Source organism: Halobacterium yunchengense, assembly GCF_037031165.1.
Taxonomy (GTDB): domain Archaea; phylum Halobacteriota; class Halobacteria; order Halobacteriales; family Halobacteriaceae; genus Halobacterium; species Halobacterium yunchengense.
On sequence record NZ_JAYEZL010000002.1, the window covers coordinates 139,301 to 156,805 of the forward strand.

Annotated in this window: 17 protein-coding genes; 3 read left to right on the forward strand and 14 right to left on the reverse strand. The window is 70.7% G+C overall.

Features of this window, described 5'->3' with window-relative positions; all coding sequences use genetic code 11:
• Nucleotides 1-4 precede the first annotated feature (4 nt).
• Entirely contained in the window at nucleotides 5-490 is a 486-nt protein-coding gene (locus U5911_RS05890) for a Tfx family DNA-binding protein (protein WP_336036024.1), read from the reverse strand.
• Between the two features lie 120 nt (nucleotides 491-610).
• Between U5911_RS05890 and U5911_RS05895 the strand changes: the two genes are divergently transcribed.
• Nucleotides 611-2,653 carry a hypothetical protein gene (locus U5911_RS05895; RefSeq protein ID WP_336036025.1) on the forward strand — a complete coding sequence of 681 codons (2,043 nt, stop codon included), beginning with the start codon at nucleotides 611-613 and terminating at the stop codon, nucleotides 2,651-2,653.
• Nucleotides 2,654-2,734: 81 nt separating this feature from the next.
• Complete coding sequence (locus U5911_RS05900) at nucleotides 2,735-4,804, forward strand: hypothetical protein (RefSeq protein WP_336036026.1); 2,070 nt, start codon at nucleotides 2,735-2,737, stop codon at nucleotides 4,802-4,804.
• On the opposite strand, the gene U5911_RS05905 is transcribed toward U5911_RS05900, so the two are convergent.
• The 11 genes from U5911_RS05905 to ahaH all read right to left on the reverse strand — a co-directional run bounded on the left by U5911_RS05905 (nucleotide 4,801) and on the right by ahaH (nucleotide 14,701).
• Nucleotides 4,801-5,259, reverse strand: coding sequence for a TRAM domain-containing protein (locus tag U5911_RS05905; RefSeq protein ID WP_336036027.1), 459 nt, complete (start codon nucleotides 5,257-5,259; stop codon nucleotides 4,801-4,803). The genes U5911_RS05900 and U5911_RS05905 overlap by 4 nt on opposite strands.
• A gap of 78 nt (nucleotides 5,260-5,337) precedes the next feature.
• The gene (locus tag U5911_RS05910) at nucleotides 5,338-5,730 is read right to left on the reverse strand and encodes a DUF6276 family protein (protein ID WP_336036028.1); all 393 of its coding nucleotides are present in this window, start codon (nucleotides 5,728-5,730) and stop codon (nucleotides 5,338-5,340) included.
• A 189-nt stretch (nucleotides 5,731-5,919) separates the two neighbouring features.
• Nucleotides 5,920-6,606: a V-type ATP synthase subunit D gene (locus tag U5911_RS05915; RefSeq protein WP_336036029.1), complete on the reverse strand. Its 687-nt coding sequence runs from the start codon at nucleotides 6,604-6,606 to the stop codon at nucleotides 5,920-5,922.
• 188 nt (nucleotides 6,607-6,794) lie between these two features.
• Nucleotides 6,795-8,213 (reverse strand): ATP synthase subunit B, encoded by a 1,419-nt coding sequence (locus U5911_RS05920; protein WP_336036030.1) that lies wholly within the window; start codon nucleotides 8,211-8,213, stop codon nucleotides 6,795-6,797.
• On the reverse strand, nucleotides 8,213-9,964 hold the full coding sequence (locus U5911_RS05925) for an ATP synthase subunit A (RefSeq protein ID WP_336036031.1): 1,752 nt from the start codon (nucleotides 9,962-9,964) through the stop codon (nucleotides 8,213-8,215). Before U5911_RS05925 ends, U5911_RS05920 begins: the two co-directional genes overlap by 1 nt.
• Nucleotides 9,961-10,308: a V-type ATP synthase subunit F gene (locus tag U5911_RS05930; RefSeq protein WP_336036032.1), complete on the reverse strand. Its 348-nt coding sequence runs from the start codon at nucleotides 10,306-10,308 to the stop codon at nucleotides 9,961-9,963. Before U5911_RS05930 ends, U5911_RS05925 begins: the two co-directional genes overlap by 4 nt.
• Nucleotides 10,305-11,354 (reverse strand): V-type ATP synthase subunit C, encoded by a 1,050-nt coding sequence (locus U5911_RS05935; RefSeq protein WP_336036033.1) that lies wholly within the window; start codon nucleotides 11,352-11,354, stop codon nucleotides 10,305-10,307. Before U5911_RS05935 ends, U5911_RS05930 begins: the two co-directional genes overlap by 4 nt.
• A complete protein-coding gene (locus tag U5911_RS05940; RefSeq protein ID WP_336036034.1) occupies nucleotides 11,351-11,938 on the reverse strand; it encodes a V-type ATP synthase subunit E in 588 nt (195 codons plus the stop codon). Before U5911_RS05940 ends, U5911_RS05935 begins: the two co-directional genes overlap by 4 nt.
• A gap of 21 nt (nucleotides 11,939-11,959) precedes the next feature.
• The gene (locus U5911_RS05945) at nucleotides 11,960-12,202 is read right to left on the reverse strand and encodes a F0F1 ATP synthase subunit C (RefSeq protein WP_336036035.1); all 243 of its coding nucleotides are present in this window, start codon (nucleotides 12,200-12,202) and stop codon (nucleotides 11,960-11,962) included.
• A gap of 5 nt (nucleotides 12,203-12,207) precedes the next feature.
• Nucleotides 12,208-14,382, reverse strand: a complete 2,175-nt coding sequence (locus U5911_RS05950) for a V-type ATP synthase subunit I (protein WP_336036036.1) — start codon at nucleotides 14,380-14,382, stop codon at nucleotides 12,208-12,210.
• Nucleotides 14,369-14,701 carry an ATP synthase archaeal subunit H gene (ahaH, locus tag U5911_RS05955; RefSeq protein WP_336036037.1) on the reverse strand — a complete coding sequence of 111 codons (333 nt, stop codon included), beginning with the start codon at nucleotides 14,699-14,701 and terminating at the stop codon, nucleotides 14,369-14,371. Before ahaH ends, U5911_RS05950 begins: the two co-directional genes overlap by 14 nt.
• Nucleotides 14,702-14,804: 103 nt before the next feature.
• On the opposite strand from ahaH, the gene U5911_RS05960 reads away from it, so the two are divergent.
• Nucleotides 14,805-15,425 (forward strand): methyltransferase domain-containing protein, encoded by a 621-nt coding sequence (locus U5911_RS05960; protein ID WP_336036038.1) that lies wholly within the window; start codon nucleotides 14,805-14,807, stop codon nucleotides 15,423-15,425.
• A gap of 76 nt (nucleotides 15,426-15,501) precedes the next feature.
• Here U5911_RS05960 and U5911_RS05965 read toward each other — a convergent pair whose 3' ends face one another.
• Complete coding sequence (locus tag U5911_RS05965; protein WP_336036039.1) at nucleotides 15,502-15,966, reverse strand: type IV pilin domain-containing protein; 465 nt, start codon at nucleotides 15,964-15,966, stop codon at nucleotides 15,502-15,504.
• 139 nt (nucleotides 15,967-16,105) lie between these two features.
• Nucleotides 16,106-17,317 carry a DUF7096 domain-containing protein gene (locus U5911_RS05970; protein WP_336036040.1) on the reverse strand — a complete coding sequence of 404 codons (1,212 nt, stop codon included), beginning with the start codon at nucleotides 17,315-17,317 and terminating at the stop codon, nucleotides 16,106-16,108.
• Between the last annotated feature and the right edge of the window lie 188 nt (nucleotides 17,318-17,505).

The window sequence follows — 17,505 nt, forward strand, 5'->3', positions numbered from 1 at the left end:
TCGGTTACGCGACGTCCGCGTCGTCGTGTCCCGTCCGCACCTGGAGGTCGCCGTCGCTGGTCACCGTCACGAGCAGCGGCGCGTGCACCGCGCGGCCGCTGACCGCGCCCTCGCTGGCGTCGCTGACCTGCTTCATCACCTCGGGCGCGGACAGCGACACCTTCACGTCCGCCTCGTCGCAGGCCGCGTACACCATGTCGGGGACGTCGTAGAGGTCCGTCCCCGCCTCGATCTCGACGCGCACCGGCGCCTGCAGCGCCGCCGCGAACGCCACCGTCTCCCGGGCCTTCCGGACGTTGTCGCGGGCGCTGGCCTCCACCTTCGAGATGTTCGCGCGCGAGGTCCCCAGCCGGTCGGCGATGGCGGCCTGGGACGCGCCGCGCTCGCGCAGCGCCAGCACCTCCGCCTGTCGGCGCGTCAGCACGCTCTCGTCGGCGTCGAACCCCGCGCGCGCCAGCACCACGTCGGCGTCCGGGAGGTCGTCGTCCATGCGGGTGTGCACGCCGCGAGCCCGCAAAAACCCCGTGGAAGCCACCACAGCACCCATTTACCCCGGCCGCGTGCGGGTAGGTATGACGCCGAGTCGGGCGTTCGACGGGAGGCGCGTCCGGTGACGCTCTCGTTCGACCCCCTGGACGGCGAACCCGGGGTCCGCATCCGCGACGCCAGCGAGGGCGAGACGGTCGACGTCCGGACCGACCGGCCGGTCGACCCGGTCGCGGTCCCGCCGGCCGTCCTCGACGGACCGGTCGACGCCGCCGCCGCGGTCACCGCGACGGAGCTCCGGCTGCCCGTGGTCGTCCACGTGCTCGTCCGGCGGGACGGCGAGGTCGTCCACCAGACCGTCGACGGCGGCGACCCGGTCGACCTGCCGACCGGCACGTACGAACTCGACCTCTCGCTGCCGAACGTGAAACTCTACGTGCGCGCGCCGGACTGCGCGCCGACCGCGTCGTTCGTCGACGGCGAGACGCGCATCGCCGTCGCGGACCCCTGCCGGTTCGTGCTCGGGGCGCGGTCGCACCACGAGACGCCCGCCGGGACGGTGCGGGTGACGGAGGACCCCCGGGACCTGATGGCGGGGGTGTCGGCGTTCGGGTCGGCGCTGAAGACGCTGTCGCCGGACCGGTCGTGGCCGACGCTGCGGGGGCACCCGCCGGCGTTGGAGTTCGGGGACGGCCTGGACGTTCCCGAGGCGGTCGAGCCCCCGGAGACGGGCGTCACCCTCGAGGTACCCCCGGAGTACCACGCCATCTACACCGCGGCGCCGCTGGCGTTCTACCTCGGGGCGTCGGTCGAACCGGGCACGGAGCCGCGTCTCGTGGCGGACGGCGTCGTCCACGAGTTCGACGCGGCGGGCCTCGCGGCGGGCGTCCGGGACGTCCTCGAGCACGTCTTCACGCTCGACTGCGTCGTCCGGGAGGCCGGCGTCTACCCGTACCGGACGCCGCTGTCGGACGCCGTCGACGCCGCCGTGGACGGCGACCTGGACTACGAGGCGCTGTTCGAGGTGCCGCTCGCGGAGCGGACGGCGGCCTACCTCGGGGTGCCGCGGTCGGCGACGGCGGGGCTGCTGGACTGGCACTACGCCGCCGACGTCGCGGCGCGCCCGCGGACCGCTCTCGTGCTCCCGTACCTCGCGGACGAACTCGCGGTCGTCCGCAGTCCGCCCCGCAGCGCCGATTCGGCGTCGGCGGACGCCGCCGTCGCGCCAGCCGACGCGGCCGCGTCGCCCCCCTCGCCGCCGTCGGTCGTCACCCCGGCGGACGCCGGCACGCCAGGCCACTGCTGGGTCGACGGCGGGTTCGCGGCCGGCGCGTCGAACCCCACGGTCGGCTCCTACCGGCGCGCCCTCGACTGGCCGCGGGGAACCGACCCGCTGACGGTGCACGTGGTCTCCTGCGGCGACCGCCCCGACGCCGCCGACGCGGCGACGTACGGGACCCACGCCTACCAGGAGACCGCGGTCCGGACGTCCCGGGACCTCACGACGAGCGAACTCCGGGACGTGCTGTACGACGACGTGGACTTCCTGCACTTCGCCGGAGACGTCACCGAGGCGGGGATGGTGTGCCGGGACGGGGTGCTGGACGTGCGGACGCTGGCGCGGACTGGCGTGAAGGCGTTCTTCCTGGACGGCTGCCGGTCCCACGAGCAGGGGCGCGCCCTGCTGACGGCGGGAGCGGTGGGGGGCCTAGTCACCGTCGACGACGCCGCGGACGCGGGCGAGCGACGCGTCGGACGCACCGTCTCCCTGCTGCTCGACGACGGCTTCCCGCTGTACGGCGTCCTCGACGCGCTCCGCGCCACGCGGCCGCCCGGCGACCGGTACGCGATTCTCGGCAGCGGCACGCTCGCGTTCCGCCGGTCGGCAAGCGCCGTCCCCGTGCTGTACGCCTTCGACGGCGACGGCTTCGACGACGGCGAGACGACCGCGACCGCACGCTACTACCCGTACGGCGAGCACGGCATGGGGTCGCTGTTCACGCCGATGCACCCGGACGCCGACAGCACCATCGTCAGCGCCTACGTCCGCGAGGAGCGCGTGCAGCGCGCGGCACTCGAACGCTGGCTGGCGGGCGCGTCGACGCCGGTCGTCGTCGACGGCGAACTGCACCGCACGCCGGAGCTGTCGCTGGCCGACTTCGAGTGACGCGGCGGCGGTCAGAACCCCTTTTACTCGTCGTCCCGGAGGTCCGCGCATGGACTCGGTGACGACCGGGCGTCGTCCCGCGTGACGATCTCGTTCGACGCGCTCGAGGACGACTGCGGCGTTCGCGTCCGCGACGCCAGCGAGGGCGAGCAGTTCCCCCTCTACACCGACCGGCCGGTCGACCCGACGCCGGCGGCGACCGCCGACTTCGCGATGCCCGTCGACGCCGCCGTCGCCGTCGACGCCCGCGAGCTCCGCCTCGCGGTGTACGGGGACGCGGTCTTCTGGCGCGACGGCGAGGTCGTCCACCACGCCGACGGCCCGGAGACCGCGGAGTGGCTCGCCCGCGACACGTACGAGGTTGGGCTCACCCAGCCGGGCTCGAAGCTCTACGTGCGCGTCCGCGACGCCGCGGTCACCGCGCGGTTCGACGACGGACGGACCGCGCTCGAAGCCGACCGGCGCACCCGGTTCGTGCTCGGGGTGCGGTCGCACCACGAGACGCCCGCCGGGACCGTCACCGTCAGCGAGGACCCGCGGGACGTGATGGCGGGGGTGTCGGCGTTCGGGTCGGCGCTGAAGACGCTGTCGCCGGACCGGTCGTGGCCGACGCTGCGGGGGCACCCGCCGGCGTTGGAGTTCGGGGACGGCCTGGACGTTCCCGAGGCGGTCGAGCCTCCGGAGACGGGCGTCACCCTCGAGGTGCCCCCGGAGTACGGCCCGATATTCACGGTCGCACCGCTGGCGTTCTACCTCGGGGCGTCGGTCGAACCGGGCACGGAGCCGCGCCTGCTGGCCGCCGACGCGGTCCACGAGTTCGACGCGGCGGGCCTCGCGGCGGGCGTCCGGGACGCCCTCGAGCACGTCTTCACGCTCGACTGCGTCGTCCGCGCGGCCGGCCTCCACCCGTTCCGCACCGCGACCGCCGACGACCTCGACGAGCGCGTCGACCTGGACTACGAGGCGCTGTTCGAGGTGCCGCTCGCGGAGCGGACGGCGGCCTACCTCGAGGTGCCGCGGTCGGCGACGGCGGGGCTGCTGGACTGGCACTACACCGCCGACGTCGCGCCCGAGCCCCGGTACGCGCCGGCGCTCCCGTACCTCGCCGACGACCTCGCGCTGGTCAGGAGCCCGCCGCCCGCGCCCGAACCGGTCACCCTCTCGCCGCGGCCGGACGCCCTCACGGACGCGGACGCCGCGGTCGCGCGGTCGACCGCGGCGTCGACGTCCCCGGTCGAGGTCGTGGACCCGGCGGACGCCGACACGCCCGGTCACTCGTGGGTCGGCCCCGGCGACGCCGTCCGCGCCGCGAACCCCACGGTCGGCTCCTACCGACGCGCGCTGGAGTACCCCGAGGACGGCGACGGGCCGCTGGACGTCCACGTCGTCTACAACGACGCGCGCCTCGACGGCAGTGACGAGTCCGCCTACGACACCCACCCCTACCAGGAGACCGAGGTGACGACGTGGCGGAATCTCGGCACCGCGGAACTCCGGGAAGTACTGTACGACGACGCGGACTTCCTGCACTTCGTGGGGCACGTCACCGAGGCGGGGATGGTGTGCCGGGACGGGGTGCTGGACGCGCGAACGCTCGCGCGGACCGGTGTGGCAGCGTTCTTCCTGAACGGCTGTCGGTCGTACGAGCAGGGGCGCGCCCTGCTGACGGCGGGAGCGGTCGGCGGCGTCGTCACCGTCGACGACGTCGCGGACGTGAACGCGTGCCAGGTCGGCCGGACCGTCGCGACGCTCCTCGACGCCGGCTACTCGCTGTACGCGACCCTCGAGACGCTCGAACGGACGGGCCTGGACGCGGAACGCTATACGGTCCTCGGAGACGGTAGATTCGCGGCCCGGAAGACGGTCTCCAGTAGCCCGATTCTCTTCGAGTTCGAGACGGCGAAAATCGACCCAGACGCCGACAGGCTCCCGTTGTCGATCTACCGGTACCCCAGCGAGCAGAACTCCGTCGGCGCGGTGACCACGTACACGTACATCGACGCAGCGTCGAGAGTGCAGTCAGCATCAGTCACCGAGACGACCGTCGAGTGGGCCGAACTGGCAGCCTACCTCGACGACTCGGGGATTCCGACACTCCTCGACGGCGACATCCGCCTCACCGACGACCTCTCGGTCGCGGACTTCCGCTAGTTGCCCCAGAAGTTCTCGCGGCTGCCCAGCCGCTCCATGCCGCCCTCCTCGTCCTCGTCTTCGTCCTCGTCGGCTTCGGCCTCGGCGCCGGCCTCGTCGTCCTCCTCGTCGTCGGGCTCCTCGGGGAGCTTCTCGAGGAGGTCCGCGCGAGCGTAGTTCGGCTTTACCTTCGAGACCTCGGCTTTCACGCGCGCCGGCGGCAGCACGCCGTCGACCATGATGATGAAGCCGCTGTCCGCCTGCCGGCCGACGCCCGCGCCGCTCTCGTGCATGTCGTCGATCTCGATGACGACCTCCTCGCCGGGCACCACGGGCGCGGTCTTCAGGTCCTCGATGGGCTGGCTGTAGTGGTTGCACCACTCCATCCCACCGCGGTCGCCGTAGTGCTGGCACCCCATTCCCTCGATCTGCTCCTGGAAACTGGGGCAGTCGTCGGCGAGTGGACAGTCGGCCATACAGGCGATAGCTGGCCAGCGGGCTAAACACTTGCGGCACGGCGGCGTTCGCCCGAACGCCGCCGCGAGCCGACCGGACTAGATGAGCTGTTCGAGCTGTCCGCGGCGCCGCCGGAGGTCGAGGTGGGGGTCGAGGCCGGGGTCGGCGGCGAGCCGGTCGAGCACGAGCAGGACGTCGACGCCGCGGCGTTCGGCCGCGCCCGCGACGCGCTCGGCGTCCCCGCGGTGGACGACCAGGCGGTCGAGCAGCGCGAGCAGGCACGCCACCACGGCGGCGGTCTCGCCGTCCGTCGGGAACGCGTCGCTCACGCGCGCGAAGTCGGGGTAGTCCTCGGGCGCCTCGTCGAGCGGCGACACGTACAGGCAGCTCGTGCAGAGCGCCGCCGCGGGCCGGTCGTCCGGCAGCGCCCCGCGGACGTCCTCGGGCACCGGGAACGCCACCTCGTCGCCGCCGCAGTTCGGACACGCCATGCGTGGCCGGTCGCGGCGACGGCACTTAACGACGCGGACACTGCTCGACGGAACGCCGAGGGAGCGTGGTGGTCGAACGCGACGGGACGCGAGAGACCGAACGAGACGGGACGTTGAAAACGGCGACAGAACGGGACGGGCGACCCGGAACCAGGCCCGTCGACCGCGACTGCGGCGGGTCGACTGCGGTCAGTCGTCGGCGACGACGTCCTCCGCGAACGCGGCCGCGTGCTCGTCTTCTTCGTCTTCTTCCTCCTCTTTTTTCGCTTTCACCTTCTTCATGCGGAAGATCTCCTCGCGCTCCTGCTCCTCGAGCTTCTGCTCGATGTACTCCTGGCCCTCGTAGAGCTCGGGCAGGAGCTTGAACTCCAGGGCGTTCACGCGGCGCTTGGTCGTCTCGATCTCCGAGAGCATCTTCTTCATCGCGGTCTCGACCTCCGCGGCGAGCACGACGGACGCCAGGAGGTCCTCGTAGGCTTCGGCGGCCTCGTCGATGCGCGCGCTCGTGCCGAGGATGCCGTAGCCGCGCTCGTCGAGGCTCTTTTTCACCTTCGAGGACTCGATCTGGGGGACGACGACGCCCATGATGTTCTTCGACTCCACCGTGATCTCGGGGTGCTCCTCGAGGGCCGCGGCGGCGCCCCGGACCGCGACGTCGCCCTCCATCGCGCGCGCCATGTTGATCTTCTTCTGGGCGGTCTCGTAGTTGGCCTCGAGGTCGTCGCGGACGTCCTGGGCCTGGTCGAGGATGTCCATGAACTCCATGATGAGGCCGTCGCGCTTCTGCTCGAGCGTGTCGTGGCCCCGCTCGGAGAGCTCGATGCGGTCCTCGATCTCCATGAGGTTCTTCCGGGTCGGCTTGATGTCCTGGGCCATGTACTCTCTTGGTGGACGTTGCTCGCGGAGGGTGGTAAACGTTTTCAGTCTCGCCCGGTGCGTCGGCCGCTGTCGGCGCGACTCCCGTCGACGCCGGCGCGCGCAGCGGTCGCCCGGCGCCGCCGCTCGGGGAGTCCCGAGAGCGGAAGAACGGCGAAGGCGGAAGAACGCCGAGAGCGACGCGGCCGTCAGTCGGCTGCGGCCGCTTCCTCGGCCGCCGCGGCCTCGTCCTCGACGTAGTACTGCTCGATGAGCTCCTCGTCGACGCGGTTCAGCTCCTCTTTCGGGAACAGCGACAGGAGCTCCCAGCCGAGGTCCAGCGTCGCCTCGACGTCGCGGTCCGTGTCGAAGCCCTGGTCGACGAACTCGTCCTCGAAGCGGTCCGCGAAGTCCAGGTAGAGGTTGTCGCGCTCGGACAGCGCCTCGCGGCCGACGATGTTCACGAGGTCCCGGAGGTCCTCGCCCTCCGCGTACGCCGCGTACAGCTGGTCGGAGACGTCGCCGTGGTCCTCGCGCGTGAGGCCCTCGCCGATGCCGTCGTCCATCAGCCGCGACAGGCTCGGCAGCACGTTCACGGGCGGCGTCACGCCCTGGCTGTTCAGGTCGCGGTCCAGCATGATCTGGCCCTCGGTGATGTACCCCGTGAGGTCGGGGATCGGGTGGGTGTCGTCGTCGCCCGGCATCGTCAGGATGGGGATCTGGGTGACCGACCCCTCGACGCCCTCGATGCGGCCGGCGCGCTCGTAGAGCTGCGCCAGGTCCGTGTACATGTACCCGGGGTAGCCACGGCGACCGGGCACCTCCTCGCGGGCCGCGCCGATCTCGCGCAGCGCCTCGCAGTAGTTCGTCATGTCCGTCAGGATGACGAGGACGTGGTAGCCCCGGTCGAACGCGAGGTACTCGGCGGTCGTCAGCGCCATCCGCGGCGTCACCGTCCGCTCGACGGCCGGGTCGTCCGCGAGGTTCATGAAGACCACGGAGCGCTCCAGGGCGCCGGTGCGCTCGAAGTCCTCCATGAACTCGTTGGCCTCCTCGGCCGTGATGCCCATCGCGCCGAACACGACGGCGAACTCGCTGCCCTCGCCGTCGCCCTCCTCCTCGGGCACGGACGCCTGCCGCGCGATCTGGAGCGCGAGGTCGTTGTGCGGCAGGCCCGAGGCCGAGAAGATCGGCAGCTTCTGGCCGCGCACGAGCGTGTTCATGCCGTCGATGGCGGAGACGCCGGTCTGGATGAACTCCTCGGGGTACTCGCGGGCGTGGGGGTTGATGGCTTCGCCGACGATGTCGCGGCGCTCGTCCGGCACGATGTCCGGGCCGCCGTCGATGGGTTCGCCGGAGCCGTCCAGCACGCGACCGAGGAGGTCCTCGGTGACCGGCATCTTCAGCGTCTCGCCCAGGAACCGGACGGACGCGTCCTGTCCGATGCCCTCCGTGCCCTCGAACACCTGGATCGCGACGAACTTCTCGCTGGATTCGAGGACCTGCCCGCGCTTCACGTCGCCGTCGGGCGTCTCGATCTCCACCATCTCGTCGTAGGCGACCGGCTCGTCGACGTCGACGTACACCAGCGGGCCGCTGACTTCGGTGATTGTCTTGTACTCTTTCATTAGTAGAGGTCCCGCAGTTGCTCGGTGAGGTCGTCTTTCAGTTCCTCGATGTACTCCTCGTAGTCAGCCTGGACGCCCATGCGGTTCAGCCGCGGCGCGGCGTCGACGGTCTGGATCTCCTCGACCGGCACGCCGGCGTCCAGCGCCTCGAAGGCCTCGTCGTTGAACGTCTTGATGGCCGTCAGCATCTCGTAGGTCTTCTCGGGCTCGCAGTTCGTGTCGACGTCGTGGAGCGCGTTCTGCTGGAGCCACGCCTCCCGGAGGTACCGCGCCACCTCGAGGGTGAGCTGCTGGTCCTCCGGCAGCGCGTCCTTCCCGACGAGCTGGACGATCTCCTGGAGCTCTGTCTCCTCGTCGAGGACGTCGACGGCCCACTGCCGGACCTCCGGGAAGTCCTCGGCGACGTTCTCGCGCCACCACGGGTCGAGCTGGTCTTTGTACAGGCTGTAGGACTCGTTCCAGTTGATGGCGGGGAAGTGGCGGCGCTCGGCGAGGTCCGCGTCCAGCGCCCAGAACGTCTTCACGATGCGCAGCGTGTTCTGGGTCACCGGCTCGGAGAAGTCGCCGCCCGGCGGGCTGACCGCGCCCACCACGGACACCGACCCCTCCTCGTCGTTCAGCGTCGTGTACAGGCCGGCGCGCTCGTAGAACTGCGCGAGTCGCGCGGCGAGGTACGCGGGGTAGCCCTCCTCGCCGGGCATCTCCTCGAGGCGCGAGGAGATCTCGCGCATCGCCTCCGCCCACCGCGAGGTGGAGTCGGCCATCAGCGCGACGTCGTAGCCCATGTCGCGGTAGTACTCCGCGATGGTGATGCCCGTGTAGATGCAGGACTCGCGGGCCGCCACCGGCATGTTAGACGTGTTCGCGATGAGACACGTCCGCGCCATCAGCGGGTTCCCGGTCTGGGGGTCCTCGAGCTCCGGGAAGTCCTCGATGACCTCGGTCATCTCGTTGCCGCGCTCGCCGCAGCCGATGTAGACGACGATGTCCGCGTCGGACCACTTCGCCAGCTGCTGCTGGGTGACCGTCTTCCCGGAGCCGAACGGCCCCGGAATCGCGGCCGTCCCGCCTTTCGCCAGCGGGAACAGGCCGTCCTGGATGCGCTGGCCCGTCACGAGCGGCGTCCGCGGCGTGTGCTTGTCCTCGGTCGGCCGCGCACGCCGGACCGGCCACTCCTGGCGCATCGCGATCTCCTCGCCGGAGTCCAGCACGACGACGGGGTCGTCGACCGTGTGCTCGCCGGCGTTCACTTCGGTGACCTCGCCGCCGTCGGACCGCGGCGGCACGAGGACCTTGTGCTCGATGCTGATGGTCTCCTCGACGGTGCCGAGGACGTCGCCCGCCGCGACCTCGTCGCCCTCCTCGACGGTGGGCTGGAAGTCCCACTCCTCTTCGAGGTCGATGCCGGGCGCGTCGACCCCGCGGTCCAGGAACGACCCCATCTCCTCCTCGAGGACGTCCAGCGGGCGCTGGACGCCGTCGTAGATGGAGTCGAGCATCCCGGGACCCAGGTCCACGGTGAGGGGTTCGCCCGTGTTGTCGACGGGTTCGCCCGGCCCGACGCCGGACGTCTCCTCGTACACCTGGATCGTCGTTACCTCGCCTTCGATCTCGATGACCTCGCCCATCAGCCCTTCGTCGCCCACGTAGACGACGTCGTTCATCTGGGCGTCGAGGCCCGTGGCGGTCACGACCGGACCGCTCACGCTCTCGATTTCGCCGGAGCTAGTGATTGTCTCTGCTTGGCTCATTCGTTGTCACTCTCGCCGTCTTCCTCGGCCATCAGGTCGATCCCGATGGCGCGCTTGATCTGGTCGCGCAGTCCGCTCCCGCCGGCGGCGCCGCCGCCGATGGTCACGAACGTCGGCTCTACGCTCGTCTCGACGGACTCCCGGACCTGCCGGGAGAGATGGTCGAGGTCCTCGTCGTGCATCACCGCGATGCCGACGTCGTCGTCGGCGAGCACCGACTCGACCGCGTCGTCGAGGTCCTCGCCCTTCTCGTCCTGGGGGACGTTCTCGAACTTCCGGACGCCCGCCAGCCGGAACCCGGTCGTGAACTCCGGGCTGCCGATGACTGCGATCTCCTGGCTCATAGGATGACGAGTTCCTCCTCGATCTCGTCCTCGCTCAGGCCGGCCTCGCGGCCGCGAGCGATGGCGCGGATGTTGTCCACTTCCCGTTCTTTCGCGAGCACGTACGCCAGCACCGGACAGACCGACAGCGGGTAGACGTACGACAGGTGGTCGGAGTACTCCAGGAGCGCGCGGTCGAGGGCGTGCTCGAACCCGATGAGGCTGTCCGCGTCCTCGAGTTCGTCGAGCGCGTCCGAGAGCTCGTCGCCGTACCGGCTCTCCCGGATGCGGGAGACCAGTTCGGTGCGGCTCTCGACGAGCTGGCCGACCTCGTCGCGGTCGAACAGCGCGCCGCCGTCGATGAAGTACTCGGCGGGGTCGACGTCGGCGCCCGACCGCGCCAGCCGCAGGGCGTTGCGCACGTTCCGGAAGTCGATCTCGGCCTCCAGGAACTCGCGGTACAGCTCGGCGGCCTCGCCGCCGCCCGTCGACGGCGGCACGAGGTTCTCGTAGTACGCGCGGTCGACCGCGTTCTCCAGCGGGACGAGCGTCCCCGAGTCCTCGTAGGCGGCGAACGCCTCCTCGATGTACGCGTCGAACAGCGTGCCGTCCAGCAGCTCGACGACGGACTCGATGGAGTCCGCGGCGACCAGCCGGTCGAGGAAGTCGTCGTCGAACTCGCCGGCGTCGATGAGGTCCGACCGGACCTCCGCCTCGGACGCCTCGGAGTACAGGCCGCGCAGCACCGTCTTCACGTTCCACGCGTCGAACTTCCGCAGGTACCGGGCGACCTGCTCGTAGAGGCGGCCCTCGCTCCACCGCAGGAGGTCCTGGAAGTCGCCGGCGAGCGTCTGGTTCAGCGCGTGCTCGACGAGGTCGACGCCGCTGAACCGCGAGCCCAGGGCGTTCACGGCCTCCTCGTACTCGGTCTCCTCCATGAACCGGGCGATCTCGCCCGTGCCCATGCGGAGGAGCTTCCGGTACTCGTCGTCGCTGAACAGGCTGGCTCGCCGGTGGCGGACGCGGGCGACCACGTACTCGTAGTTTGCCGCCCCTGCCGCGCTCATTGTTCCTCGTCGAAGAGGCGAGCGCTGATCTCCTTCAGTTCGTCCTCCCAGACCTCCTCGAGGACCGAGTCGAACGTGTTGTTCACGCGGACCCGGGAGGTCTCGCTCTCGACCACCACGCCGCCGAGGCAGTCGTGCTCGCCGGCGTACTCGAAGCCGTCGTAGTCGTCGAGGACGTCCGAGATGAGCGCCTCGTCGTCGGCCCGCCCGTAGACGCTGACGTCCGCGCCGTCGTCGAACTCGTCGGCCGCCGCGTCGACGAGCACGCGAGTGAGCTCCTCGCGCTCCTCGCCGTCGATGGCGGCGACGCGGTCCTCGACGGTGTCGCGGACGTCTTCGAGGGCGTCGCGGCGCGCTTCGAGGCGCATCTGCTTGGCCTCCAGCTTCGCGCTGGACAGCTGCTGCTCGCGCTCGCGCTCGATCTCGCGCTCGGCCTCGGCTTCGGCCTCGGCGACGATGTCGTCGGCGTCGGCCTCCGCCTCCGCGACGATGTCGTCGGCGCGCTGTTCCGCGTCGTCGCGAATCTCCTTCGCGCGCTCGCGGGCCTCGTCTCGGATGTCCTCAACTACTGTGTCCAGACTCATGGAATTGCTAGAAGGGGGGAGTTACGCCGCGAAGACGACGACCAGCGCGAGGATGACGAGCGTCTCCGGCAGGACCGTCAGGATCAGGCCCGTACCGAAGAGGTCGCGGTCCTCCGCGATGGCGCCGACCGCCGCGCTGCCGATGCCGCGCTCCGCGTAGCCCGCGCCGAGGGCCGCGAGACCGACTGCGAGAGCTGCTGCTGCGCCTTGCGGGATCGCCGGTTCTGCGAGAATCGTACTGAGTTCAGTGAGTGTGTCGAACATTTTACTTAGTCCTCTGTGGTGTAGTTTCGCGTGTAACCGAACGGGTTGTACTTCGCGCCACCGCCCTCATAAAACTTGTTAAAGAACTCGACGTATTCGAGGCGTAGAGCCTGTAAGCCGGCGGAAGTGACGCCGAGCCCGAGTACGAGGGCGTGGCCTGCGATCAGTACCACGATGCCGCCCAGGATGCCCGCCGGCCCCTGCCAGAGCAGGCCGGGGAACAGCACCTCGCCGTGCGGGACGCCGTTGAGCATGAAGTGGACCTCGTGTGCGCCCACCGGCAGCTCGAACAGCCCGAAGAAGAACGCCTCCGAGCCGGGCTCGATGGTGGTCTCGTAGGCGCCGAACACGAGGAGGTTGACGACGTACGCCATCGCGCCCTTCGCGAGCAGCACCGCCGCGATCCGCGTGTACGAGACCGTGTGGACGAGCGCGTACGTCGGGCTCTCCACGAGGCCGACCGCGCCCTCGCCGATGACCAGCAACACGAGGCCGGCGAGCGCGACGACCAGCGCCGCCATCCCGACCGTCGGCGAGAACTCCGCGACCCGGTAGATGAACGCGGGGCGCGGCCCGCCGCCGCTCTGGATGTGCGTGCTGAACAGCCAGACGGTGACGCCGCCCATCAGCATGAACTTCGCGCCGGACTCGGTGAGCGCCGTCTTCAGGTCGTGCGAGCGGCTCTCGTTCACGAAGCCGAACGCGTACGCCACCGCGAGGTGGAGCGCGCCGGCGACGAGGCTGATGGTCAGCCACAGCTCGGCGAACGAGCCGACGTGCAGCCCCTTCTTCAGCGGCGGGTTCGCCAGTCCGAGCGCGCCCTTCCAGACGTACTCGGTGATGAGGTGCAGGCCGAAGATCTCGCCGTACAGCACGCCGAAGACGCCCGTCCAGACGCCGGCCCAGATGGCGACGCCGCCGAGCTTCGTGACCATCTCGCTGTCGAAGCTCCGGTACAGCCAGTAGCCGATGCCGGCGTACAGGAAGCCGTACGCGAGGTCCCCGATCATGAACCCGTAGAAGACGGGGAACGTCGCGAACAGGATTACCGTCGGGTCGAGCTCCGTGTACTTCGGGCGGTTGATGACCTCCGTGAGCGCCTCGAACGGCCGCACGACGCCCGGGTTGTCCTGGATGACCGGCGGGCTGTCGTCGGCGTCGAACTCCGCGGTGCCGCCGTCCGTGGCGACCGCCTCCGTGTCGTCCTCGTCGACGGGCGCGTGGTGGCCGTGGCCCGAGGGCTCGTAGTCGGCGCGCTCCAGTTCCTCGACGGCGGCGTGCTCGCCGACCGCGTCCTGGACCGCCTCGACGAGGTCCGCGTACTCGTCGCTTGGGATCCAGCCCTCGGCGACGAACGCGTGGTCGGTGGTCGCGAACTGCAGCGGCACCTCAGCCTTCTGGACGTCGATGGTGAGCTTCTCCTCGGCGGCGAGCAGGAAGCCGGCGTGCTCGACGCGCAGCTCCGCGAGCTCGTTCTCGACGCTCTCGAGCTTCGACTCGACGGTCTCGCGCTCGCTCCGGAGCTGCTCGACGTACTCCTCGGGGCCGCCCTCGGCGTCGGGGACGTCGAGGCGCCCGAACTCGACGCCGACGAGCGCGTCGTCGAGCGCGTCGGGGTCGTCGTGGCGGGGGTACGCGAACGCCGCGGCGGTGTTCGTCTGCTCGCCCTCGAACACCTCGTAGGCCTGGATGGCCTCGTCGGTGCGGAGCGCGTCGCGGACGCCGTCGGCGTCCCCCTCGCCGACCGCGACCTGGAGGCTGTCGTAGCCGCCGAGCAGGTCCAGGTCGATGCCGAGGTCGGCGAACGGTTCGACGGCGTCGATGCGCTCGTCCAGCGACCGGAGTTCGTCCTCCAGATCGCTGCGGCGGTCGTCGAGCTCGTTGACCTCCGTGCGGATCTCCTCGAGCTCCGTCTCGAGGGCCTCCTCGGTGACGATGCGGGTCGGTCCCGCGTCCGCCTCGGAGACGTCGAGCATCGTCTCCAGGGAGCGCACGGTCACGAGCTTCTCGGAGGCGTCGTCGGCGCCCTCGAGGGGGTCGCCGTTGTCGAACCCCCCGATGTCGCCGTCGTAGTCCGAGAGGTGGACGAGGTTCAGGTCGTGGATCGTCTCGATGACGTCCCCCAGCACGCGCTGGGAGCCGACCACCGAGACCTTGCTCATCTGCTCAGGTCTGAGCATGTACCGCCTCCGTGAACCGTTCGACGGCGTACGCGACCGCCTCCTCCTCGTTGTCCTCGGCGAGGGCGACGAGCGCCTCCCGTTCGGCCTCGCCCTCCTCGAGGATGCGGTCGCGCTCCGCCTCGATCTCCGTCCGCGCTTCCTCCAGTTTCTCTTCTTTCAGCTCGCGAGCCTCCTCCTCCGCCTCGCTGCGGATCTCATCGGCTCGCTGCCGGGCTTCGGACAACCGCTGCTCTCGGTCCTCCTCGGCCTCGGCCACGATGTCGTCGGCGTCCGATTCAGCCGATTTGATGTCTTCGAGAACCTCTGGCCTTGGCATACACTCTTACCGGGCGGAACTTTGGCCACGGCCTATATGGTAGTTGCGAAGTAGTCGGGCGCAACGCAAGCGCTTATGGCTCCTGCCCGGTAATTCCGGGCCGATGGGAGTTCTCGAAGACAAGGCTCGCGCCCGCACCTTCTACCGGTACCTCTCGAAGGTGTACGACCGCATCAACCCCTTCGTCTGGAACGAGGCGATGCGCGACGAGGCACTCGCGATGCTGTCCCTCGAGCCCGGCGACCGCGTCCTCGACGTGGGCTGCGGGACCGGCTTCGGCACGGCGGGCATCCTCCAGCACACCGAGGACGTCTACGGGCTCGACCAGAGCCCCCACCAGCTCGAGAAGGCGTTCGCGAAGCTCGGCAAGCACGACCCCGTGGCGTTCCACTACGGGGACGCCGAACGCCTCCCGTTCAAGGACGACAGCTTCGACGCGGTGTGGTCGTCGGGCTCCATCGAGTACTGGCCCAACCCCGTGGAGGGCCTGCGGGAGATCCGCCGCGTCCTGAAGCCCGGCGAGCGGACGGTCGTCGTCGGGCCGGACTACCCGAACTCGACGGTGCTCCAGAAGGTCGCCGACGCCATCATGCTGTTCTACGACGAGGCGGAGGCCGACCGGATGTTCGCCGAGGCGGGGTTCGTGGACGTCGAGCACACGGTGATGCAGGCCAAGCCCGGGAGCCCGCGGGCGATCGTCACCCTCGCTCGAGCGCCCGAGTGAACCCCACGTTCGAGTGACCCGCGCGGTCGAGCGCCAGAGCACAGCGTGGGCGACGACCGAGCGGTCGCGACGACCGTCACTTCTCCGGCGCCTCGACGGTGGTCTGCTCGGTGGCGACCGTCCGGCCGTCGACGACGACGCGGACGGTGACGGTGTCGCCGACGCGCGGCCGCGGCGCGTTCGTCCCGGCGATCCGCAGCGACGCCGTCTCCCCGACCGCCCACTCGGGGTCCGCGGCGACGTTGAACGGGCCGCCGGGCGTACCGTAGAAGCCGCGAGCCGCGAAGTACGGGACTGGCGGCTGGTGGCGCAGCGCGTCGCCGTTCACCGACAGCCGCAGCGCCGCGGCGTCGACGTCGACCGCCGGCCCCGACAGCAGCGTGAGCGCGACGCGGCCGTCGCTCGTGGCGTCGGCGGCGACGGCGCGCGGCGCCGGCGGCTCGCCGCCGGGCGACGGGAGGGAGACGGCCACCACACCCGCTGCGAGCACCGTCACCGCGAGCAACAGCACGACCGCGACCGGAGCGTACCCGCGGGACACGCCCCGGACTGGTCGCGCCCCCGTACAAGAACCTTCGCCGGACCGGCCGCGTCGGTGTCCGGGCTGACCGGCCGTGTGGTACCGACCGCGCCGACCGTCCCGGGCTGTGGTGGTGCCGACCGCGGCGCCAGTCTCCCGGCTACGCCGGCGCCGGCCGCGCGGTCACGTTCACCTCGAGGGGCGTCCCGGCCGCCGTCTCCGTCGACACCGTGTACTCGCCGGACGGACTCAGCAGCCACAGCTCGCCGTCGGCCCCCGTGTCGCCGACGACGGTCCCGTTCAGGGAGACGGGCGCGCCGACGCCCACGCCGGTCGCGTTCTCGACGCGCACGAGCAGCGGGCCGCCCGCGTACGTCCGGGACGCCTGCAGCGTCGTGTTGTTCGCGGACGCCGACGCCTCCACCTCCGTGGGCAGGCCGGCGAGCTCGACCGCCTGGCGTTCGAGGTAGACGCGCTTCGTCGCGGTGTTGATCCAGACGTCGAGCTGGCTGTGGGGCGTGTTCGTCGAGTAGATGACGGCGAGCTGTCCGGCGAGTGTGTACTGGTCGTTCCGGGAGTTGTTGGCGACCCACGGGTACGCCGTCGCCACGTTCTCGGTCGGGTCGCCGTAGCCGGCGACCTCGCTGACGAGGTTGTCCGACCGGTACGTCTCCCGGAGGTACTCCTCGCCGTCCATGGTCGACAGCATCAGGCCATTCCCGGTGGTGACGTGGACGCGGACGGCGTCGCGCTCCCCGTGGACGACTTCGGCGATCCGCTCCCGGACGGGGCCCTCGAGCGCGACGAGCTGGACGCGGACGCGGCTCAGCTCCTCGGTGTCGAGGCCGTACTCGAAGGCCAGCTGGTAGAGCGTCCCGCCGCCGGACGTCGTTCCGGACCCGACGACCTCGATGAGCTTGCTCGCGTTGCTGTGGATGCGCGCCAGTTCGAGGGCGAACTCGGTGGCGGTGAGCTCGCCGTCGGCGAACTGCTCGCGTGCCGTGCGCTCGCGGTCCTGGAGCGTGCGGAGGCGGTCCCGCGCCCAGTCGGTGGCGTTCGCGACGACCTCGCGGCGCTGCTCGTCGCTCTCGGCGGCGTCGAGTCGCGCCCTGACGCCCTTCAGCTTCTGTTCGACGGACAGCGTCTCGTGGCCGGTCGAGAGCGTCGACGCGACGTTGGCGTCCGGCTCGTGGAAGCTGGCGGCGTCGGCTTCGGTCAGCAGGAGGACGCGCGTCGAGTTCTCCGACGTGCCGACGACGGGGTCGTCGGCGGGCTCGACGGGTGCGGCGGCGTCCCCGCTGACGGCGACGACCGCGGTCGCCGACGCGACCACAAGGAGGACTGCGGCGAGGACGGGGCGAACGCGGGGCATGGAGTCGCGTTCGGAGCCATCCGACAAAAGCGATGCGGAGACGCGGCCGCGGTCACCGCGGCGGACCCACGGAGCTCGTGACAGCCGACTGAACTGAGCGCTGGGGGCTGACGCGCCGGATTCCGGGCGACCGGCGAGTGTCCTCCGGATAGAAAATACTTTGCACGAGCGGGGTGGACGGAACGGGT

Bases quoted from the DNA above. Each gene is read 5' to 3' on its own strand.
- U5911_RS05890 (WP_336036024.1), bottom strand. From the start codon at position 490: ATGGACGACGACCTCCCGGACGCCGACGTGGTGCTGGCGCGCGCGGGG.
- U5911_RS05905 (WP_336036027.1), bottom strand. From the start codon at position 5,259: ATGGCCGACTGTCCACTCGCCGACGACTGCCCCAGTTTCCAGGAGCAG.
- U5911_RS05910 (WP_336036028.1), bottom strand. From the start codon at position 5,730: ATGGCGTGTCCGAACTGCGGCGGCGACGAGGTGGCGTTCCCGGTGCCC.
- U5911_RS05915 (WP_336036029.1), bottom strand. From the start codon at position 6,606: ATGGCCCAGGACATCAAGCCGACCCGGAAGAACCTCATGGAGATCGAG.
- U5911_RS05920 (WP_336036030.1), bottom strand. From the start codon at position 8,213: ATGAAAGAGTACAAGACAATCACCGAAGTCAGCGGCCCGCTGGTGTAC.
- U5911_RS05925 (WP_336036031.1), bottom strand. From the start codon at position 9,964: ATGAGCCAAGCAGAGACAATCACTAGCTCCGGCGAAATCGAGAGCGTG.
- U5911_RS05930 (WP_336036032.1), bottom strand. From the start codon at position 10,308: ATGAGCCAGGAGATCGCAGTCATCGGCAGCCCGGAGTTCACGACCGGG.
- U5911_RS05935 (WP_336036033.1), bottom strand. From the start codon at position 11,354: ATGAGCGCGGCAGGGGCGGCAAACTACGAGTACGTGGTCGCCCGCGTC.
- U5911_RS05940 (WP_336036034.1), bottom strand. From the start codon at position 11,938: ATGAGTCTGGACACAGTAGTTGAGGACATCCGAGACGAGGCCCGCGAG.
- U5911_RS05945 (WP_336036035.1), bottom strand. From the start codon at position 12,202: ATGTTCGACACACTCACTGAACTCAGTACGATTCTCGCAGAACCGGCG.
- U5911_RS05950 (WP_336036036.1), bottom strand. From the start codon at position 14,382: ATGCTCAGACCTGAGCAGATGAGCAAGGTCTCGGTGGTCGGCTCCCAG.
- ahaH (WP_336036037.1), bottom strand. From the start codon at position 14,701: ATGCCAAGGCCAGAGGTTCTCGAAGACATCAAATCGGCTGAATCGGAC.
- U5911_RS05960 (WP_336036038.1), top strand. From the start codon at position 14,805: ATGGGAGTTCTCGAAGACAAGGCTCGCGCCCGCACCTTCTACCGGTAC.
- U5911_RS05970 (WP_336036040.1), bottom strand. From the start codon at position 17,317: ATGCCCCGCGTTCGCCCCGTCCTCGCCGCAGTCCTCCTTGTGGTCGCG.